Genomic DNA, 16,322 nt, shown 5'->3' with positions numbered 1-16,322 from the left:
ATTAAGTGCTTAATACGATGAGGTGTTAACGTGAGAAAAAATATGTCCATGTTGATAGGTGCAACCCATCATTCTACATACTGTGTATTAAGTGTTTAATACGCGGAATTAATTTTTGAGGAGTTGAGTTATTTGACTATAAATTTTAATAATCGGGACCCGGTGTATGTCCAAGTGATTCGGCATTTGAAAGAACAAATTGCCAAGGGATTTTATGAGCCAGGTCAGGAGATTCCATCCAGAAGGGAATTAGCCAATCAGTTAAAGATTAACCCAAATACTGCACAACGAGCTTATAAGGAAATGGAGGAACAAGGATTGATTTTTACAGAGGGGAATATGCCTAGCTGCATTACGAAAGATGAAGCAGTCCTTAAAAATGTCCGTGAGGAATTGATTATCGAAGCGGTTGACTTATTTTTAGGCTCTATTAAATCTATCGATGTGCCTTTAGCCGAAGTATTGGAACTTGTAAAGAAAAAACATGATGCCGAAAGCGGAGAAGCGGAGGAATCGAAATGATAGAAGTAAAAAATGTTAACAAGAAATACGGCAGGAAACAGGTTTTAAAAGACATTTCTTTTACTGCAGAAAAAGGAGAGATTACTTGTTTAATAGGAATAAATGGTGTAGGTAAGACGACCATTATGAAAGCTATTATGGCGCTCACCCCAATTAATAGTGGTGAAATTTTAATGGATGGAGAAAAAATCACAAAAGAAAGTTTTGAAAAAATAACCTTCATCCCAGACACAATAACGATGTTGCCACAAATGAAAATCAATGAAGCTTTTGCGTTCATGGCTGATTTTTATAAAAGCTGGAATCCTCAGAGGGCAGAAGAATTATTACAATTTTTTAAACTTGATCCGAATGAACGTATTGCTAACTTATCGAAAGGAAATACAGCAAAAGTGAATATGCTACTGGGATTGTCACTTGATGTCGATTATTTACTGATGGATGAACCATTCTCTGGCATTGATATTTTCTCTCGTGAGCAGATTGCAGAGGTGTTTACAAGCCATTTAATTGAAGAACGTGGTGTCATTATAACAACGCATGAAATTAGTGATATTGAGCATTTGATTGATAAAGCAGTCCTTATGGATGACGGTGCAGTATTGAGGGAATTTAGCGTGGAGGAAGTACGTGAAAATGAAGGGAAATCAGTGGTTGATGTGATGAGGGAGGTATATCGAGCATGAAAAACTATTTAAAACTTGTTAATTTTGAAGTAAATCGATTTTTTAAATTGTATTTGATTTTAATAGGCTTGACCATGCTCAGCCAGCTTATAGGAGCGGGAATTATCTCACAAACCTATATGAAAAATGCTAAACAGTTGATGGCAGAAAACCAGTTATCCATGAACCAGTATGTGGAGCAATACGGGACTTTTTCTTTCGATCGATTCACTGATTCAGAATGGTTTCTGCTGCCAATCTTTTTTTGTATCGCCATGTTGATGATCTATGTTTTCTTTATTTGGTATCGAGATTGGTTTGGTAAAAATACATTTATTTACAGATTATTCATGTTACCAACTGAAAGAATCGCCATTTATTTTGCGAAATTAACGACGATTATGCTTTTAGTTCTTGGCTTGATTGCTTTGCAAATCTTGCTAATTTTGATGGAAAAACAAATAGTGAATAAAATTATACCAATAGACCTCCAATCAAATTTCTCAATTTATGCTAGTTCTACTTTAAATATGTGGAGGTGGCTGTATCCGACTAGCTTTACAGAGTTTATTCTGGTATATGCACTTGGGTTACTTTTCGTGGCAGTAATATTTACCGCGATTTTAATTGAGCGGAGTTATGGTTTAAAAGGGATTTTTTACGCTATTTTTTATGGCTTACTGTCACTTGGGGTATTTTTTGCTCCAATCCTATTAGTTAATGTTTATACAAATTACTTTTACCCACTTGAAATTTTCTTAATGGTACTGGTTACGAGCACGATTGTTTTAGGCAGTGCCATTTGGATTGCGAATCATTTACTAAAATATAAAATCAGGGTCTAGAGGAGGTATAACAATGAAAAAATATTGGAAAACAATCAGTATTAGTTTCTTCATCGTGGTGTTTATCAGTTCTTACTATATCCAAAAAACAGCAATGGCTTCTAAAAATGATAGAACCTATAAAATTGAAACGATCAGCGGAAATAAGGAAGAAATCGAAAATCTTATTCTTCAAACAAGTTATCAAAGTAATGATCTTTATCATATGTTGTACATATCAAAGGATGGTTCCACGAATCCCAATAGTCAGTCTTTTTTTAGAGATTTGATGGCACCGAATGAACCTATGATTCTTCGAAAATATATTGAGGAACACCGTAATTTTATGCGTGGGAAAGAATTTGATCCAAGAAAATATTATGAAGACAAATCACATTTGACTTACACAATATTTCTAGATGATGGTCGAAAAGAAGCTAGAGGCAATGTTATAACGCTTCAAATTGATACACTTGATAAAAAAACAAATGATAGTTCTTCCTTTAAGATCGATATACCAGTCAAAGCAAGCTATGATTGGATTAATGTAAATGACGTCTACGTAGGGAATGGAAAAATAAATATATTAACAACAAACTATTTATCAGCCAACTATCTTATAAAAGGTAGGGAAGAGTTGCATGTCTATACGATTGATGAGAACAAGAAGGAATTAGTAAAGGACGACATCCTTGCAGAATTAGTGTCAGAAGAAAGAGGCACTTCCAGTATCCGTATTTTTAATGAAAACAATACTACTACTCAAAACGAAAATTATTATTTATATATGGTAGAAAAATATAGTGATCGAAAAGAAGGTACTGAGCCAGAAATTATCTCTAGTCAAATATATCTCTATAATAATGCCAAGAATGAAGCAGAGGAATGGACTATGCCAGAAGAATTAAAACCCTATCGGAAGTCAATGCTTATTCATAAAGAAACGATATACATTCCTGTATATTCAGCCAATGGTTTAACGCTGAATCGATATCATATTGAAAAGAAACAGTGGGAAGACCCCTTAACCCTTCAATATTCAAGCATTACGAATGAGAATGATGCTCCATATTTACGTATAGCAGAGGGAAAATTTTATTTAATATATCGTGTTTCTGATGGACAGTGGTTGTCTATCGTTGATTTACGTACAGGTGGATTGATTTATGAAGGGAAAATCATTTCCGAAGACAAGAAAAATCAAGAGGCGGATTCCTCACTTACGATCGAACAATTATATATAATGCCTTAAAGAACAGGTATAAGGACAACCTACAATCTATAACGCCATATATAAAAGAAACTCCATGTTGATCAGTCTTTGTTCAACATGGAGTTTCTTTCTTTATCGATGAACGTATACACGAGCAGAGCCACTCACAAACGCGGCATCTTGATAATACATATTTTTTACAAGTACATTTGGCCCTAAGCATTTGACTGCTGGACAGTGGCAGTTAAGTGATTTTGCCAAGTCGGTTGCCATCCATTTATCAAAAATCAATGGTAGTTCGTCATGTACAATAGTGCCGAGGGCTGGTGTGTCACCAAAGTCGGTAACAATCACATCGCCTGTTTACTGTAAATCGAAAATAAAAGCATATAATTTAAACTCCTTGTAATTACAGTGGCGCAAGAAAAATTAATTGTATAGAAGATAAAAGAGGATACGAAGATAGAGTTGTCAGAAATAGAGCAGATGTAAACAAAATAATAAAAAAGTTATAATAAAGATTAAGTTCGATTCCGAGATAATTTATAAATAAATGCACTTTAAAAATTATTTTATCTGTGCGAAAATTATAAGCATGGAAAGGAAGTTTTTTATATGTTTACAGTACAGAAAACTCATGATGAATGGGAAAGTTACCATGACATTGATAGGTATGGGAAATTAACTTTATCAAATATTGAATTTACTACAACACATTTATGTAATATGAGATGTTCGCATTGTGCAGTTGGCTACACATTATTAACCAAAGAATTACCAGCATTACCTACAGAAGAAATTATCCACAAGTTAGATGAGGTGGAAACTTTACGTACAATGAGTTTTACAGGTGGAGAACCTTTAATGACTAAAAAGGGTATAAAGGAAAATTTGTTACCACTTTTGAAATACGCTAAGGGTAGGGGAATTAAGACGCAAATTAATTCGAATTTAACTTTGCCTATGTCTCATTACGAATTAATTGCTCCTTATCTAGATGTTATGCACATATCACATAACTGGTGTGATGAAAAAGAATTTGTTGAAACAGGCTTCGCTATGATGGAAAAGCAACCTTCAATTGAATATAGAGGCAATTTATATCGTAATATTTTCGACAATGCAAGGGAACTTTCCAAAGGAGGGATGTTTGTATCAGCAGAAACAATGTTAAATCGTAATACTGTACCCTATATGGAGAAAATTCATAATGAAGTGGCTAACGAAATGTTATGTAAGCGACACGAAATTCATCCTATGTATGCTAGTGACTTCGCTGAAAATTTAGAAGTTATTAGTTTGGAGGAATACAGAAAAGTTGTGAATGAAATTCTTGATTATAGAAATAAAGACATATGGGTATTGTTTGGTACATTGCCATTTTACCCTTGTAGTCAAGATGAGCGAGATTTAGCGTTAATCAAGCGAATCAATAGTGAACATAATATAACAATCAGAAATGATGTTGATGGACGATCAAGAATGAATTTAAATATTTTCACAGGGGATATATCGGTTACGGATTTCTCAGATGACGGTTCGGCTTTCGGAAATATAAAAAATGAATCATTACCTCAAATTTACGAACGGTGGTTAGATTCCAATATTTCTAAATCAATTAATTGCCACTGTCCAGCAGTCAAATGTTTAGGACCAAATGTAATTGTAAAGAATATGTATTATCCTGATAAAACATTTATTAGTGGCTCAGTTAAATAATGAATTGAAGACCTCCATTGGAATAACCATTGGAGGTTTTTTAGCGATATATACTATATAATTTTTCTACTCAGTTTAAATTTAAAAGTTTGTCAAAACACAATTTACTTGTACCTTAATACAAAGAAAAAGGCCTATAGCCTGTTATTCACAGCTTTGAGCCTTTGTCTTTGTAAGACCATTCTTTTTAAACAGTCGTTTTACTCTTTATCTGAATTTGAAGTTTTGTCATAAAAATTAACAAGAAATCGTTGGCTGATCTAAGTTTACTGACATGGTGTTGCTTGATTAAACAGCAGTAGTGCCCCAAAATATACTGATTCCAAAAGCTACTACTACTCCAGCAAAAACCCAACCCATAGCGTATTTCCTTAGTCTGAAGTTATTTATACTCAACATTAAAAAGCAAAAAGTCATCACAACTTGTATCCAAATTGGTCTATCAAAACGCTCTTTATGCCAAATGAAAGAATAAAGAACCCCGATAACCATAATAGACAGCACTACTAACGCAATTCTATTAAATATGCTAGACTTTTGCAAACCTATAAACCTCCTTAATATGGCTTTGTATTAAAATACCAATCACCAGTACCTCTTAATTGTTAAATTCATACTAAAACCTGCAACGGAAGCAATTACTCTAACATTTTCGTTTTTGTAAGGTCGTCATCTTTCGTACATCTTCCTTTCTAGCATTCTATTGTCTCATATTCAACGATAATTTCAAATATGAAATTGCAGAACGGGCTATTTTAGGGCTAGACGTTTTTTCCATTATCGAAAAAGTTCCCTCGTTTCAATGGACGGATAAGCATGTGTATAAAGCGCATACATGTGCTAATATTCTGTCATAGGACATTTTACTGTTATTTTTCATAAAAAACGTTATCATGATATAGAGTAAAAGTCATAATGCATTAAAGAAAGTGGGAATGAACATGACGAAATATGAGATATTATTGTTTGACGTAGATGATACATTACTAGATTTTGATTTAGCTGAAAATGCAGCACTTGACCGCATGTTCAGCGAGGAAAAGATAGCCACTACGCCCGAGATGATAGCGCGTTACAAAGAAATTAATGAATCGATGTGGCGAGCTTTTGAGCGTGGGGAAGTGACCAAAAATACACTACATAATACAAGATTTGCGATTGCTTTAAAGGAATTTGGGATGGAGGTCGATGGTGTCTACTTTGAATCGTTATTCCAAAAATACTTACAGGAAGCACATCATTATGTAGAGGGAGCTTATGAAGTCATCGCTCAACTAGCCAATCACTATCATTTGTATGTCGTATCAAATGGCGTAACGTTGACACAGAATAAACGACTAGTGGATGCCGATTTAGCACAATATTTTAAAGGCATCTTTATCTCCGAGCAAACGGGCTATCAAAAACCAATGCCTGCCTTTTTTGATTATGTATTTGAGCGGATTGAGCATTTTGATAAAGCTAAAACGCTTATAATCGGCGATTCTTTGACATCAGACATTAAAGGCGGATTGCTGTCAGGCATTGATACATGCTGGTTTAACATCCGCAATGTTGAAAATACGAGTGATATTGAACCACATTATGAAATTAAAAAATTGCATGAGTTACATGAGCTATTGCATACAAAAATAGCACTATATTAAGACAGAAAGACACTTCCTTTGTTCCATGAACAGAGGAGGTGTTTTTTTATGTTTTTTCGCTAATAAAATTTAAATTATTACTACAAGGCTGACCAAATAATCGCTTGCTTGCTATGTATAAAATACAATAGAAAAGGCAAAACCTTTTATGAGACTAGTTTCCATGAAAGGGGAAATATTCGATGAATATGGTTTTAACTGCCAGTAAACGTCAAAAGGGACAACAATCTTCTTTAACACAGCTTCGACAAAATGGGGGCATTCCAGGTGTAGTTTACGGCTTTCAAATGGAATCAACGGCGATTATGTTAGATGCGAGAGCCTTTGCAAAAATGTTAGCTACACACGGCACAAAAAGTGTTTTCCAATTAGATGTTGAAGGAAAACGGATTAATGCAGTTTTGACAGAGGTACAACGTTGTGCATTAAAAGGGAATGTTAAGCATGTGGATTTTAAATCCATCAATATGTCAGAGGAGCTAGAAGTGGATATTCCAGTGACTGTAATTGGGGATGCAGTAGGAGTTGCTGATGGCGGATTCCTGCTCCAGCCTAATCGTGAAGTGCGTATTAAAGTGAAGCCAACTGACATTCCAGAAACCATTGAAATAGATGTTACAAATGTTGCAATTGGGACTTCTCTATACGTCGGAGATATTCGTCAACAGTTCTCGTTTGAAATTTTACAAGAGGATGACTACACACTCGTGACGATTACACCACCTGCTGCTGAAAACGTACAGGAAGATGATACAGTGGACGATACACCAGAAGTGATGGAAGCAACAGGACAAAATACTGCTGAACCAGAAGCATAAAGGAAAGATGAGCCTCCTTACACTACGTAAGGGGCTCCTCCTGTTGTTGAAAAAGATCATGTCACTAGCAGAAAAAGACCTTTTAGCAAGGTGAGAGGTTGATTTCCGTTCCGCCAGCGTCCTTTCCAGGGGGCGTCCGATGAGCCGCTTCACTCACTTGCGCTCGCTCCAGGGTCTCCTCAGTGACGCTAAATCCCCTAGGCGTGACGCTGGCTCCACTCCAATCAACCATTCTGCAAAATGTCTTTACTTTTTCATACTAGCATAGCGATCAAATAGCCCATTATCTGTATTCTTAGAGGGGATAAGTTCTTATTTCCAAGGTGGAGAAGTGATGCGTGACAACACCTCTTCATAAAGAGTAATGAACACCTTCACTTTATTGCCCACAGGAAAGCAAGTAGCCTGCAACAGAAATCCATTTTCACCTTTCACAAAAATTCTATTGATTGTTTTGTTTTTCAACACTATGAGGAGCCTCCTTACACTACGTAAGAGGCTCCTTGTTATTTGCTATAAAAATTGCTATATGGATTTACGATAACGATAATACAGTGTGATGTAAATACTACAAGTTACTAAAAATAGCCATGGTGGGATAAAGCGCCCGATAGCAAAGGGTGTTTCAAATAAAAAGGCAAAAAGGAAAGAAAACCCTTCTTTCTCCCATAAACCAGGTGTAAAATACGCATTTTTTATACTGAAAAGGGAGTAGTAACTATCGTTGGCATAAAAAATCATTAAGAAGATAAATGACAGTATGGCCCAGTTGCTTGCTTGTTTCATTAAACGTTTATATTTCGCAATGTGGGAATCATGATCTGAAAATAATTCATCATTGCCATCTTTTCTTTTTAACCAATAGTAGGTGCCGTCATAGGCTTTTTCTTTTACTATACGCCAGCCAAAATCCTCATGTAATTGCTTATAGGTCGCTTTCTTTTCTTTGCGAAGCTCCTGCTGACAATCAATCCGAATAACTTGTTCAAGATCTTCAGTAGGCTGAAATGTATAAATACCTGCTGAGTTTATGTTGGAGCATAGCCAACCCTTGGCTAACATTTCGTTTAACCAACGCTCTTCCTTTTCGATATCAAAAAAGACTTTAAACTTTATCATGTTCGCCAGCTCCCTCATATAAAGATAAAATGTGCTGCAATCTTTGTTGCTCTGCGGCTAATATTTCTAGACCCTCTTCTGTCGTTTGATAAACCTTGCGTCTTGTATCCTGGGTTTCAACAGGTGTAATCCAATGATAATTCAATAAATTGTCAATGGCTCCATACATCGTACCTGCAGCAATTCGGACTGTACCAGCACTCATTTCCTCAATTTTTTGCATCATCGCATAGCCATGTAGCGGTTCACGTAAGGCGAGTAGAATATAATGCATGGTTTCGGATAAAGGTAATAATTTATGTTTTTTCACATCTTCACCTCAAATATACAGTTGGACTATATAGTTTGATTATATATAGTTGGACTGTATATTTCAACCGTAAAAAAAGACAATGCAAAAACTGCATTGTCATTAAAGTTTAGACAACGGCGCTTTTCACGCCTGTCCATCGCATAAATAATTTTTCGTTATAGGATAAGGCAAATTGTACAATTGGTCCAAGTCCAAATGCCATAAATACCGTACCGATGCCTATAGGACCGCCAAGTAGGAAGCCAATGATTGCAACTGTTACTTCCATTGTTGTACGAGAGCGAGTCACACTCCAGCCAAGCTTATGGACCATCATCAGCATGAGTGTATCCCGAGGTCCAATACCTAAATTCGCCACCATATACATCCCACAGCCCCAGCCTAGCAACACTAACCCTGTAAGGTAAGAAATAAGTTGCATCCAAAAACCATCAATATCGGGTAGCCAATAGTTGAAAATATCAATAAAAATGCCAGCCAAAAACATATCGATAAACGTTCCAGGTAAAGGGAATTTTTTTGTAATCAGCATATCAAACGCTAAAATAGCAAGTCCCAAAATAATGGACCATGAACCGATTGATAGGCCTACTGTTTTTGTTAAACCAATATGTAGTACATCCCATGAGCCCACTCCAAAGAGTTGGCCTTTAATTGTTAATGTGATACCAAAAGAAAGCACGATAATGCCTGTTATGAAAAACAAACAGCGCGTAAAAAAAGCTTGTTTCATTTTTTAACCCTCATTCATTCGAAAATTCCTGTTGTCCATCCAGTTATTATAACAATAGATTTTCAATATGCTCGAAGATTGTCATTTCACATTTTTCAAAAAAAGACGGTTTAGCTTTCTTGGGAGAGGGCAAAATAGATATATATATGAAAGGATGGGATACTATGACTTCTGTACGTGATGAAATTTTAGAAGTGTTAAACCGAGAAAAGATTGGCACAATGGCAACTGTAGAAAATGGCAAACCTTACTCTCGATACATGACATTCCAGCATGAAGATTTTGTATTGTATACAGTGACGAATAAACATTCAGAAAAAATGGAAGAGCTACGCAAAAACCCATATACCCATATTTTATATGGCTACGAAAATGGTGGCTTTGGTGATACGTATGTAGAAATAGAAGGCAAGCTTACGGAAGTACATGAAGAAGGGATAAAAAATAAACTAGCTGAATTTTTTACGAGTATCTTTATTGGCAATCAGGATGAAATGGTGACATTAAAGATTGAGCCTATTCGTATGCGCTTGATGAATAAAAAAGGGCAACCACCTAAAGAGCTAGAATTTTCAAACGACCATTGACAATGGTCGTTTTTTACTGATGTAACGACAAATAGTTGCAATGGTTAGCATCTTTTTGGCATGATAGTTCTTAAAAGAAAAAGGAGTATAGGTTATGTCGATAAAATTACAGCAGCTAACACAAAATGTATTATCATCTCAAGGAAAACTAGAGGCAGATTTTATACTGAGAAATGCGCAAATTGCGGATGTTTTTTCGTTAACATGGCAAAAAGCAGATATCGTCGTAAAGAATGGTGTGATTGTTGCTCTAGATCGCACGAATAAGTTTCACGCTAAACAGGAAGAGGATGCGGCAGGAGGCTATGTCATTCCTGGTTTAATTGATGGTCATATACATATTGAGTCTTCTATGTTGACACCAGGGGAATTTAGTCGCGTTTTACTTCCTCATGGGATTACAACAGTGATGACAGACCCTCATGAGATCGCCAATGTCGCAGGAGCAGAAGGTATTCAATTTATGCTCGATGATGCACAAAAGGCAGATATGGATATTTTTGTGATGCTGCCATCCAGTGTACCGGGTACACAGTTTGAAAATGCAGGTGCTACACTAACGGCTAAGGATTTGGCGCCATTTTTACAACATGAACAGGTTCGAGGATTAGCAGAGGTGATGGATTTCCCAGCGGTATTAAATGGACAAGAGGACATGCTTCAGAAAATTTTATTATCGCAGGAAGCAAATTTAGTCATTGATGGGCATTGTGCAGGTCTACAAAGCGAACAAATTACAGGCTATCGAGCTGCGGGTATTCACACAGATCATGAATGTGTAACGGCTGAGGAAGCCATTGACCGTGTAGAGCAGGGGATGTATGTACTAATCCGAGAGGGCTCAGCCGCGAAAAACTTACGTGATTTATTGCCAGCTGTCCAGTCACATAATGCTCGTCGCTTTGGATTTTGTACAGATGATAAATATGTGGATGAGTTAATTGACGAAGGTAGCATCAATTATGATATCGCCATGGCAATAGCTGAAGGAATGCCACCATTGCAAGCAATCCAGTTAGCAACCGTAAACACCGCAGAATGCTATCGTTTATTGGATCGAGGTGTACTTGCACCAGGCTATAAGGCAGATTTTGTGTTAGTAGAGAATTTGTCCACAATGCAAGCAAAGGCCGTATGGAAAAATGGGCAGAAAGTGGCTGAAGATGGTAAAATGCTGACAAATCGTCAAGAGCCAGTTGTACCTGCTCATATCCACCAATCTGTCCATTTACCAACCATTACAAAGGATAGGCTACAACTAGCATTCACAAAAGGTACAAAGGCGAATGTAATGGAGATTGTGCCAAATCAGCTAATTACCAATCATGTAATAATGGATGTACCTGTAAAGGATGGTTTTTTCGTCCCGTCTGTAGAACAAGATTTATTGAAACTAGCCGTCATCGAACGTCATCATCAGTTACACACGACAGGTTTAGGAATCGTCAAAGGCTTTGGCTTACAAAAAGGAGCAGTAGCCACAACAGTAGCTCATGATTCACATAATGCCCTTGTTGTAGGTACAAATGATGAGGATATGGTCCTGGCGCTTACGCGCATTCAGGAAATCCAAGGGGGTTTTGTGATCGTTGCGGATGGCCAAATTCTAGCGGAGATGCCATTAACCATTGGTGGCTTGATGACAGATGTACCAGCTCAGCAGGCAAAGGAGCAGCTAGCTGGCTTGCACAGGGCATTAAAGACGCTTAATCCAACATTAGATTTCCATTTTTTACTAACGTTTTCTTTTGTGGCATTACCAGTTATTCCTACTTTAAAGCTAACAGATACAGGATTATTTGATGTGACAACCTTCCAGCATATCTCAGTAGAAGCATAGACGGTAGAACGACCTAATTGCGGTAAGCGATTAGGTCGTTTATTATCATTCTGTATACCGTAATTAGGTAAATCTTTTTTACGTCGTGGAAATATATTTTCCCAGATGCTCCTTCTGCTCCTTCATCGAGCAATATGCAGCCATGCGATTTATCGTCATGGAGACGAGGGGAATGTTAAAAAATTGTCGGTACCATACCACCATCCATACGAATTGGTGAACCTTTAAATGCAGATGCAAATGGACTACATACAAATGTAGTTATTCTCCCTATTTCGATGGGTTTGATAAATCTTTGGATTTCTGATTGAGGTAGGTTTGTCATCATAAATTCTCTCTCTTTCTCAGAAAAACTCATGTCTTTATTAGGAAACATACCATCAATTATTTGATACACATTCTCGGAGAGTGTTGGTCCTGGCATGATTGTATTAATTGTAACCTCTCTTCCTATTGTTAATTTAGATAGGCTTTTTGACAAAGATAATAGCATCGTTTTTGTCATGCAATATTGAGGCATTTGTCCCGAGGGCATAATTGCTTCTTCACTTGCAATAAAAATAATGCGACCAAAATTATTTTCCAACATTTTAGGCAAGTAAAATTTAGATAATCCATTTGCCGCAAGAACATTCATACGAAAGTATTTTTCCCATGTATCATCATCAACATCTTCATATGGCATAATTTCATAGATACCCATATTGTTAACTAAAATATCAATACAGGGATATTTTTCAAATAAAGCTTCTCTTTGCTGTATATCAGCAATATCGGCTGTAGCATTTTGTGGAAAAGTAGATGGATAAGTTAATTTAATTTCATTTACAGTGCGTTGTACCTCTTCATCATTTCGTCCATTTATTAGTACGTTCACACCTTCTTTGGCTAGTTCGATAGCGATTGCTTTCCCTATACCTCTTGTAGATCCGGTCACTAAAGCTGTTTTATTGTTCAATCCTATATCCATATTACATTGCTCCTCTATCTATTCTGATTTTCTAAAGTGGATGTAAAAATAAAACTCCAACTTTTTTGAATGTCTGACTATTGCTATTGTGTTTCAAAATTTTATATTTATCTAATTTGTTCCTACATGTTTAGAACGCCAATTTGAAGGCGTATCACCTTCCCAAAGGTGGAAGGCACGGTAAAACGAGTTCTGATCTTCGTATCCAATCAGGAAGGCGACATCTTTAATATCAAGCGAGGGGTCTGCTAGATACTCGCGTGCCTGATCACGTCGAACCTGTGTTAACAAAAACTTAAAGCTCGTGCATTCGCTAGTAAGCCTGCGCTGCAAGGTACGGTCGCTCATTCCTAACTCGCTCGCGACTGTCTGTATGTCAGGGCGTCCTCCTGCTAAGCTACGTTTTATTATCCATTTAACCATCTCAGTGAAGGAGCTGCTATGTTGGTGCTCATTCAACGATTGATCCAGAAGAGGGGTCAACATTTCCAGTAACTCTAAGTTATATGAGGCAAAGGGACGATCCAGATCCCCACGGTGTATCGTCAACCGGTTACACGTTGCACCCATTTGGATACTGCAACCGAAATACTCTTCAAGCGTTTGTACATCGCCCATAGGATGTGAAAATTCAACTAACTTTGCTGCTATCGGTTGACCTGTCCCCCGACGTCCGAGCTCAAGAAGAAATGCAAGTGTGATACCAACCAGCATAGGTGGACCAGGTTGCTCAGTATACGCCCAATCTAGTTCGATTGTACAATCCTCACCTTCCTCAGTGATACGCAAGCTTTCAGGCGGACACAGTTGTTTGTACCGTACCATTCTCTTTAACGCATCACGATAATCACGTGCATGGTAGGCTACTAGGACAGTAGGTGGGTAATGAGTTGGTTCAAAGCTAGTCGCTAGTTTGATGATTCCTCTAGCAGTGTCGTCAATGATATCGGAATAAGCCTGCCACATCGAAAAATATTGGGTTATAGAGACGACTGGTTCCTTAATAATAGTGATAGGTAGTCGTGCTTTACGAACCACGTCTTGCGGGGCAATTCCTACTTGACGTAATCCTTCCCAAAATCCCAAAGGCATTTTAATACGATTAGAGGTATGTAACAACATCAATTTGAGGCTCCTTCATCATGTATATTTATTGTTCATATCGTGATTTTTGCCCTGCTTTGTTTGAACGGGACAGTGTATATAGTATCTTTTCAATCACGCCTTGTAACTAGCAAACAGTGACTACTAACTTGCTATGTGCGACAAATTTTTAGAAAACAAGAATATTAATGCTTGGATTAATGCAATACTTTGTTAACTTTAGCATATCTCAATCACTATCATTCACAGTATTCATGTTTCTCTTTTACACTATCCTCGTTTCTTAAAAACTAAAGAGACATTTTGATTTTTCTCAAGATATTTAATACAGAATAGGGTATAGAAGCTCAATACAGCAAAAAAATGTTTCTATCTTTATCCATTTTGCAAAAGAGCAACCCCTTTAAAATCATTTTTTTCGATTGATTTTATCGAAATAATCATCTTTATCGAATTGTAAATTCATAATAAGATATAGGTATACGGGAACAATAGTAAAAACTTCAAGGAAACGGGGAAATTCTAAATGTCAATAGCAGTTATTTACGGTGGCAATCGGCCGAATGGGAATGTAGAGACTTTAACAAAATTAGCCACTCAAGGCCTAATAATTGAAGAAATTTATCTAAAGGACTGTGTTATTCAGCCAATAATCGATAAGCGTCATGCTGCGGAAGGGTTCACAGATGTCAGCGATGATTATAACGCCGTCATTGACCGTATTCTTCCACATGATATTCTTATATTTTCTACGCCTATTTATTGGTATAGTATGACAGGAGCGATGAAGAACTTTATAGATCGATGGTCACAAACCTTAAGAGACCCGAATTATCCTGATTTTAAAGCATTAATGTCTTCTAAAAAAGCATATGTCATTGCAGTTGGTGGAGATGAGCCTTATATAAAGGGGTTACCAATGATTCAGCAATTTCAACATATTTTTGATTTTGTTGGGATAACCTTTGAGGGATATATTCTAGGAGAAGGAAACAAGCCAGGCGAGATCCTTCAAGATCTAAAAGCATTGTCTGCAGCTGATCATCTTAGAAAAGAATTACAATAAGTCGACCTTATTGGCCTTTAGATGATATTGACTATTTTTATAGCACAATACAATGAAACGAATTTGGAGGAAAGAAGTCTCCAAATTCGTTTCTCTTTATATGATGAAAGGTTCTTTTGATGTTAGATATTTACTTGCGCTATTGGTAAATGCAGCCATCTCTTTCTTTCAGCTACAAACTAGTGTATATTGGATTTTATTATCGAAAAGGATGAATGTTTCAACAAAACTATCGAAGAAATAGATGAAGGGGTTCAAGTGATGGATATTAAGCAGCTTCAAACGTTTTTTACTGCAGCTGAAACATTAAGCTTTACACAGACAGCTCAGCTTCTTGACTACGCTCAATCGAGTATTACAGCTCAGATAAAAACATTAGAACAAGAGTTAGGTGTTCATCTTTTTGAGCGGCTTGGCAAGCGCATTATTCTCACAGAAGAGGGCAAGCGTCTACAGCATTATGCAAAAAAAATGCTTGAGCTAGACCGTGAAATGAAAAAAGCTATATCCAACGAGCAGGAGCAAGTCCTATTGAAGGTAGGGGCACAGGAAAGTCAGTGTGTCTATCGACTACCAAGTATTTTACAGCAATTTCAACAAGCACACCCGCAAGTGAAAATCATTTTCAAGCCTGTGCATACAACAGCTATTGCAAAGGATTTATTACAAGCTGGTAAACTTGATATTGCATTGATAACGGACACTTATCAGGAAACAGCCATGCTCAAGCGAGAGCGATTGATTCAGGAACAGCTTGTTTTTGTGAGTGCCCCCAAAGAAATTAGTCAGCCTCTATCGGCTCAACAAATTTCAACTGAAACGATGTTGTTAACAGAAACAGGGTGCTCCTATCGTAATCATTTAGAAGCACAGCTACAGCAAGAGGGTGTCAATCCCTTACAAATGATTGAATTCGCCAGTATTGAAGCAATCAAGCAATGTGTGATGGCAGGGTTAGGTATTACATTTTTACCTAAAATGGTTGTAGAGAAGGAGCTGGAAAGTGGGCAATTAATGGAAGTACCGTCCACAATTGATTTAGCGCCAATTTATACAGATATTGCATGGCATAAAGATAAGCATATGCATCCCTGTCTCGAAGATTTTATTGCCATCGCCAAACATAGCTATGAAGCTTTTAAGGATGAAAAAAGAGCCTGAATGATTCAGACTCTGTTACAAA

General features: G+C 36.9%; 18 protein-coding genes and 1 pseudogene. 11 read left to right on the top strand and 8 right to left on the bottom strand.

Annotated elements, in window-relative coordinates:
* Positions 1–132: 132 nt before the first annotated feature.
* The 4 genes from L6W14_RS13155 to L6W14_RS13140 are packed head-to-tail and all read left to right on the top strand — an operon-like array spanning position 133 to position 3,263.
* Positions 133–522, top strand: coding sequence for a GntR family transcriptional regulator (locus L6W14_RS13155; RefSeq protein WP_004230719.1), 390 nt, complete (start codon positions 133–135; stop codon positions 520–522).
* Positions 519–1,208 carry an ABC transporter ATP-binding protein gene (locus L6W14_RS13150; RefSeq protein WP_048392404.1) on the top strand — a complete coding sequence of 230 codons (690 nt, stop codon included), beginning with the start codon at positions 519–521 and terminating at the stop codon, positions 1,206–1,208. Before L6W14_RS13155 ends, L6W14_RS13150 begins: the two co-directional genes overlap by 4 nt.
* Entirely contained in the window at positions 1,205–2,032 is an 828-nt protein-coding gene (locus L6W14_RS13145; protein ID WP_237898172.1) for a hypothetical protein, read from the top strand. The genes L6W14_RS13150 and L6W14_RS13145 overlap by 4 nt, the downstream gene beginning before the upstream one ends.
* 13 nt (positions 2,033–2,045) lie before the next feature.
* Positions 2,046–3,263, top strand: a complete 1,218-nt coding sequence (locus tag L6W14_RS13140) for a hypothetical protein (protein ID WP_131521484.1) — start codon at positions 2,046–2,048, stop codon at positions 3,261–3,263.
* A 93-nt stretch (positions 3,264–3,356) separates the two neighbouring features.
* On the opposite strand, the pseudogene L6W14_RS13135 reads toward L6W14_RS13140, so the two are convergent.
* Positions 3,357–3,587, bottom strand: a pseudogene (locus L6W14_RS13135) (radical SAM/CxCxxxxC motif protein YfkAB); the annotation flags it as partial.
* A gap of 252 nt (positions 3,588–3,839) precedes the next feature.
* On the opposite strand from L6W14_RS13135, the gene yfkAB reads away from it, so the two are divergent.
* Positions 3,840–4,943: a radical SAM/CxCxxxxC motif protein YfkAB gene (yfkAB, locus tag L6W14_RS13130; protein WP_237898171.1), complete on the top strand. Its 1,104-nt coding sequence runs from the start codon at positions 3,840–3,842 to the stop codon at positions 4,941–4,943.
* 288 nt (positions 4,944–5,231) lie between these two features.
* Here yfkAB and L6W14_RS13125 read toward each other — a convergent pair whose 3' ends face one another.
* Complete coding sequence (locus L6W14_RS13125) at positions 5,232–5,486, bottom strand: hypothetical protein (RefSeq protein ID WP_131521482.1); 255 nt, start codon at positions 5,484–5,486, stop codon at positions 5,232–5,234.
* Positions 5,487–5,884: 398 nt separating this feature from the next.
* Here L6W14_RS13125 and L6W14_RS13120 point away from each other — a divergent pair, with 398 nt between their 5' ends.
* Positions 5,885–6,589: a YjjG family noncanonical pyrimidine nucleotidase gene (locus L6W14_RS13120; protein ID WP_131521481.1), complete on the top strand. Its 705-nt coding sequence runs from the start codon at positions 5,885–5,887 to the stop codon at positions 6,587–6,589.
* 182 nt (positions 6,590–6,771) lie between these two features.
* Positions 6,772–7,407 carry a 50S ribosomal protein L25/general stress protein Ctc gene (locus tag L6W14_RS13115; RefSeq protein WP_048392414.1) on the top strand — a complete coding sequence of 212 codons (636 nt, stop codon included), beginning with the start codon at positions 6,772–6,774 and terminating at the stop codon, positions 7,405–7,407.
* A 312-nt stretch (positions 7,408–7,719) separates the two neighbouring features.
* Here L6W14_RS13115 and L6W14_RS13110 read toward each other — a convergent pair whose 3' ends face one another.
* The 4 genes from L6W14_RS13110 to L6W14_RS13095 all read right to left on the bottom strand — a co-directional run bounded on the left by L6W14_RS13110 (position 7,720) and on the right by L6W14_RS13095 (position 9,572).
* Complete coding sequence (locus L6W14_RS13110) at positions 7,720–7,875, bottom strand: hypothetical protein (RefSeq protein ID WP_193767392.1); 156 nt, start codon at positions 7,873–7,875, stop codon at positions 7,720–7,722.
* Positions 7,876–7,932: 57 nt separating this feature from the next.
* Positions 7,933–8,526 carry a DUF2812 domain-containing protein gene (locus L6W14_RS13105; protein ID WP_131521480.1) on the bottom strand — a complete coding sequence of 198 codons (594 nt, stop codon included), beginning with the start codon at positions 8,524–8,526 and terminating at the stop codon, positions 7,933–7,935.
* Complete coding sequence (locus tag L6W14_RS13100; RefSeq protein ID WP_193767394.1) at positions 8,513–8,800, bottom strand: PadR family transcriptional regulator; 288 nt, start codon at positions 8,798–8,800, stop codon at positions 8,513–8,515. The genes L6W14_RS13105 and L6W14_RS13100 overlap by 14 nt, the downstream gene beginning before the upstream one ends.
* 145 nt (positions 8,801–8,945) lie before the next feature.
* Positions 8,946–9,572 (bottom strand): YczE/YyaS/YitT family protein, encoded by a 627-nt coding sequence (locus L6W14_RS13095; RefSeq protein ID WP_004230690.1) that lies wholly within the window; start codon positions 9,570–9,572, stop codon positions 8,946–8,948.
* Between the two features lie 164 nt (positions 9,573–9,736).
* Here L6W14_RS13095 and L6W14_RS13090 point away from each other — a divergent pair, with 164 nt between their 5' ends.
* Together L6W14_RS13090 and ade are read left to right on the top strand one after the other, a co-directional pair.
* On the top strand, positions 9,737–10,159 hold the full coding sequence (locus L6W14_RS13090) for a pyridoxamine 5'-phosphate oxidase family protein (protein ID WP_048392416.1): 423 nt from the start codon (positions 9,737–9,739) through the stop codon (positions 10,157–10,159).
* Between the two features lie 94 nt (positions 10,160–10,253).
* Positions 10,254–11,999 (top strand): adenine deaminase, encoded by a 1,746-nt coding sequence (ade, locus tag L6W14_RS13085; RefSeq protein ID WP_131521478.1) that lies wholly within the window; start codon positions 10,254–10,256, stop codon positions 11,997–11,999.
* 175 nt (positions 12,000–12,174) lie between these two features.
* On the opposite strand, the gene L6W14_RS13080 is transcribed toward ade, so the two are convergent.
* Positions 12,175–12,969 (bottom strand): SDR family NAD(P)-dependent oxidoreductase, encoded by a 795-nt coding sequence (locus L6W14_RS13080; RefSeq protein ID WP_131521477.1) that lies wholly within the window; start codon positions 12,967–12,969, stop codon positions 12,175–12,177.
* Positions 12,970–13,080: 111 nt separating this feature from the next.
* A complete protein-coding gene (locus tag L6W14_RS13075; RefSeq protein ID WP_131521582.1) occupies positions 13,081–14,091 on the bottom strand; it encodes an AraC family transcriptional regulator in 1,011 nt (336 codons plus the stop codon).
* 508 nt (positions 14,092–14,599) lie between these two features.
* Between L6W14_RS13075 and L6W14_RS13070 the strand changes: the two genes are divergently transcribed.
* Both L6W14_RS13070 and L6W14_RS13065 read left to right on the top strand, forming a co-directional pair.
* Complete coding sequence (locus L6W14_RS13070; RefSeq protein ID WP_237898170.1) at positions 14,600–15,139, top strand: flavodoxin family protein; 540 nt, start codon at positions 14,600–14,602, stop codon at positions 15,137–15,139.
* Positions 15,140–15,400: 261 nt separating this feature from the next.
* Positions 15,401–16,300, top strand: coding sequence for a LysR family transcriptional regulator (locus L6W14_RS13065; protein ID WP_103119090.1), 900 nt, complete (start codon positions 15,401–15,403; stop codon positions 16,298–16,300).
* Positions 16,301–16,322: the final 22 nt, after the last annotated feature.

The organism is Lysinibacillus sp. ACHW1.5 (genome assembly GCF_022014815.1).
Taxonomy (GTDB): Bacteria; Bacillota; Bacilli; order Bacillales_A; family Planococcaceae; genus Lysinibacillus; species Lysinibacillus capsici.
The sequence above is the reverse complement of the archived record's forward strand: the minus strand, read 5'-3'. Positions and strand labels throughout refer to the sequence as shown.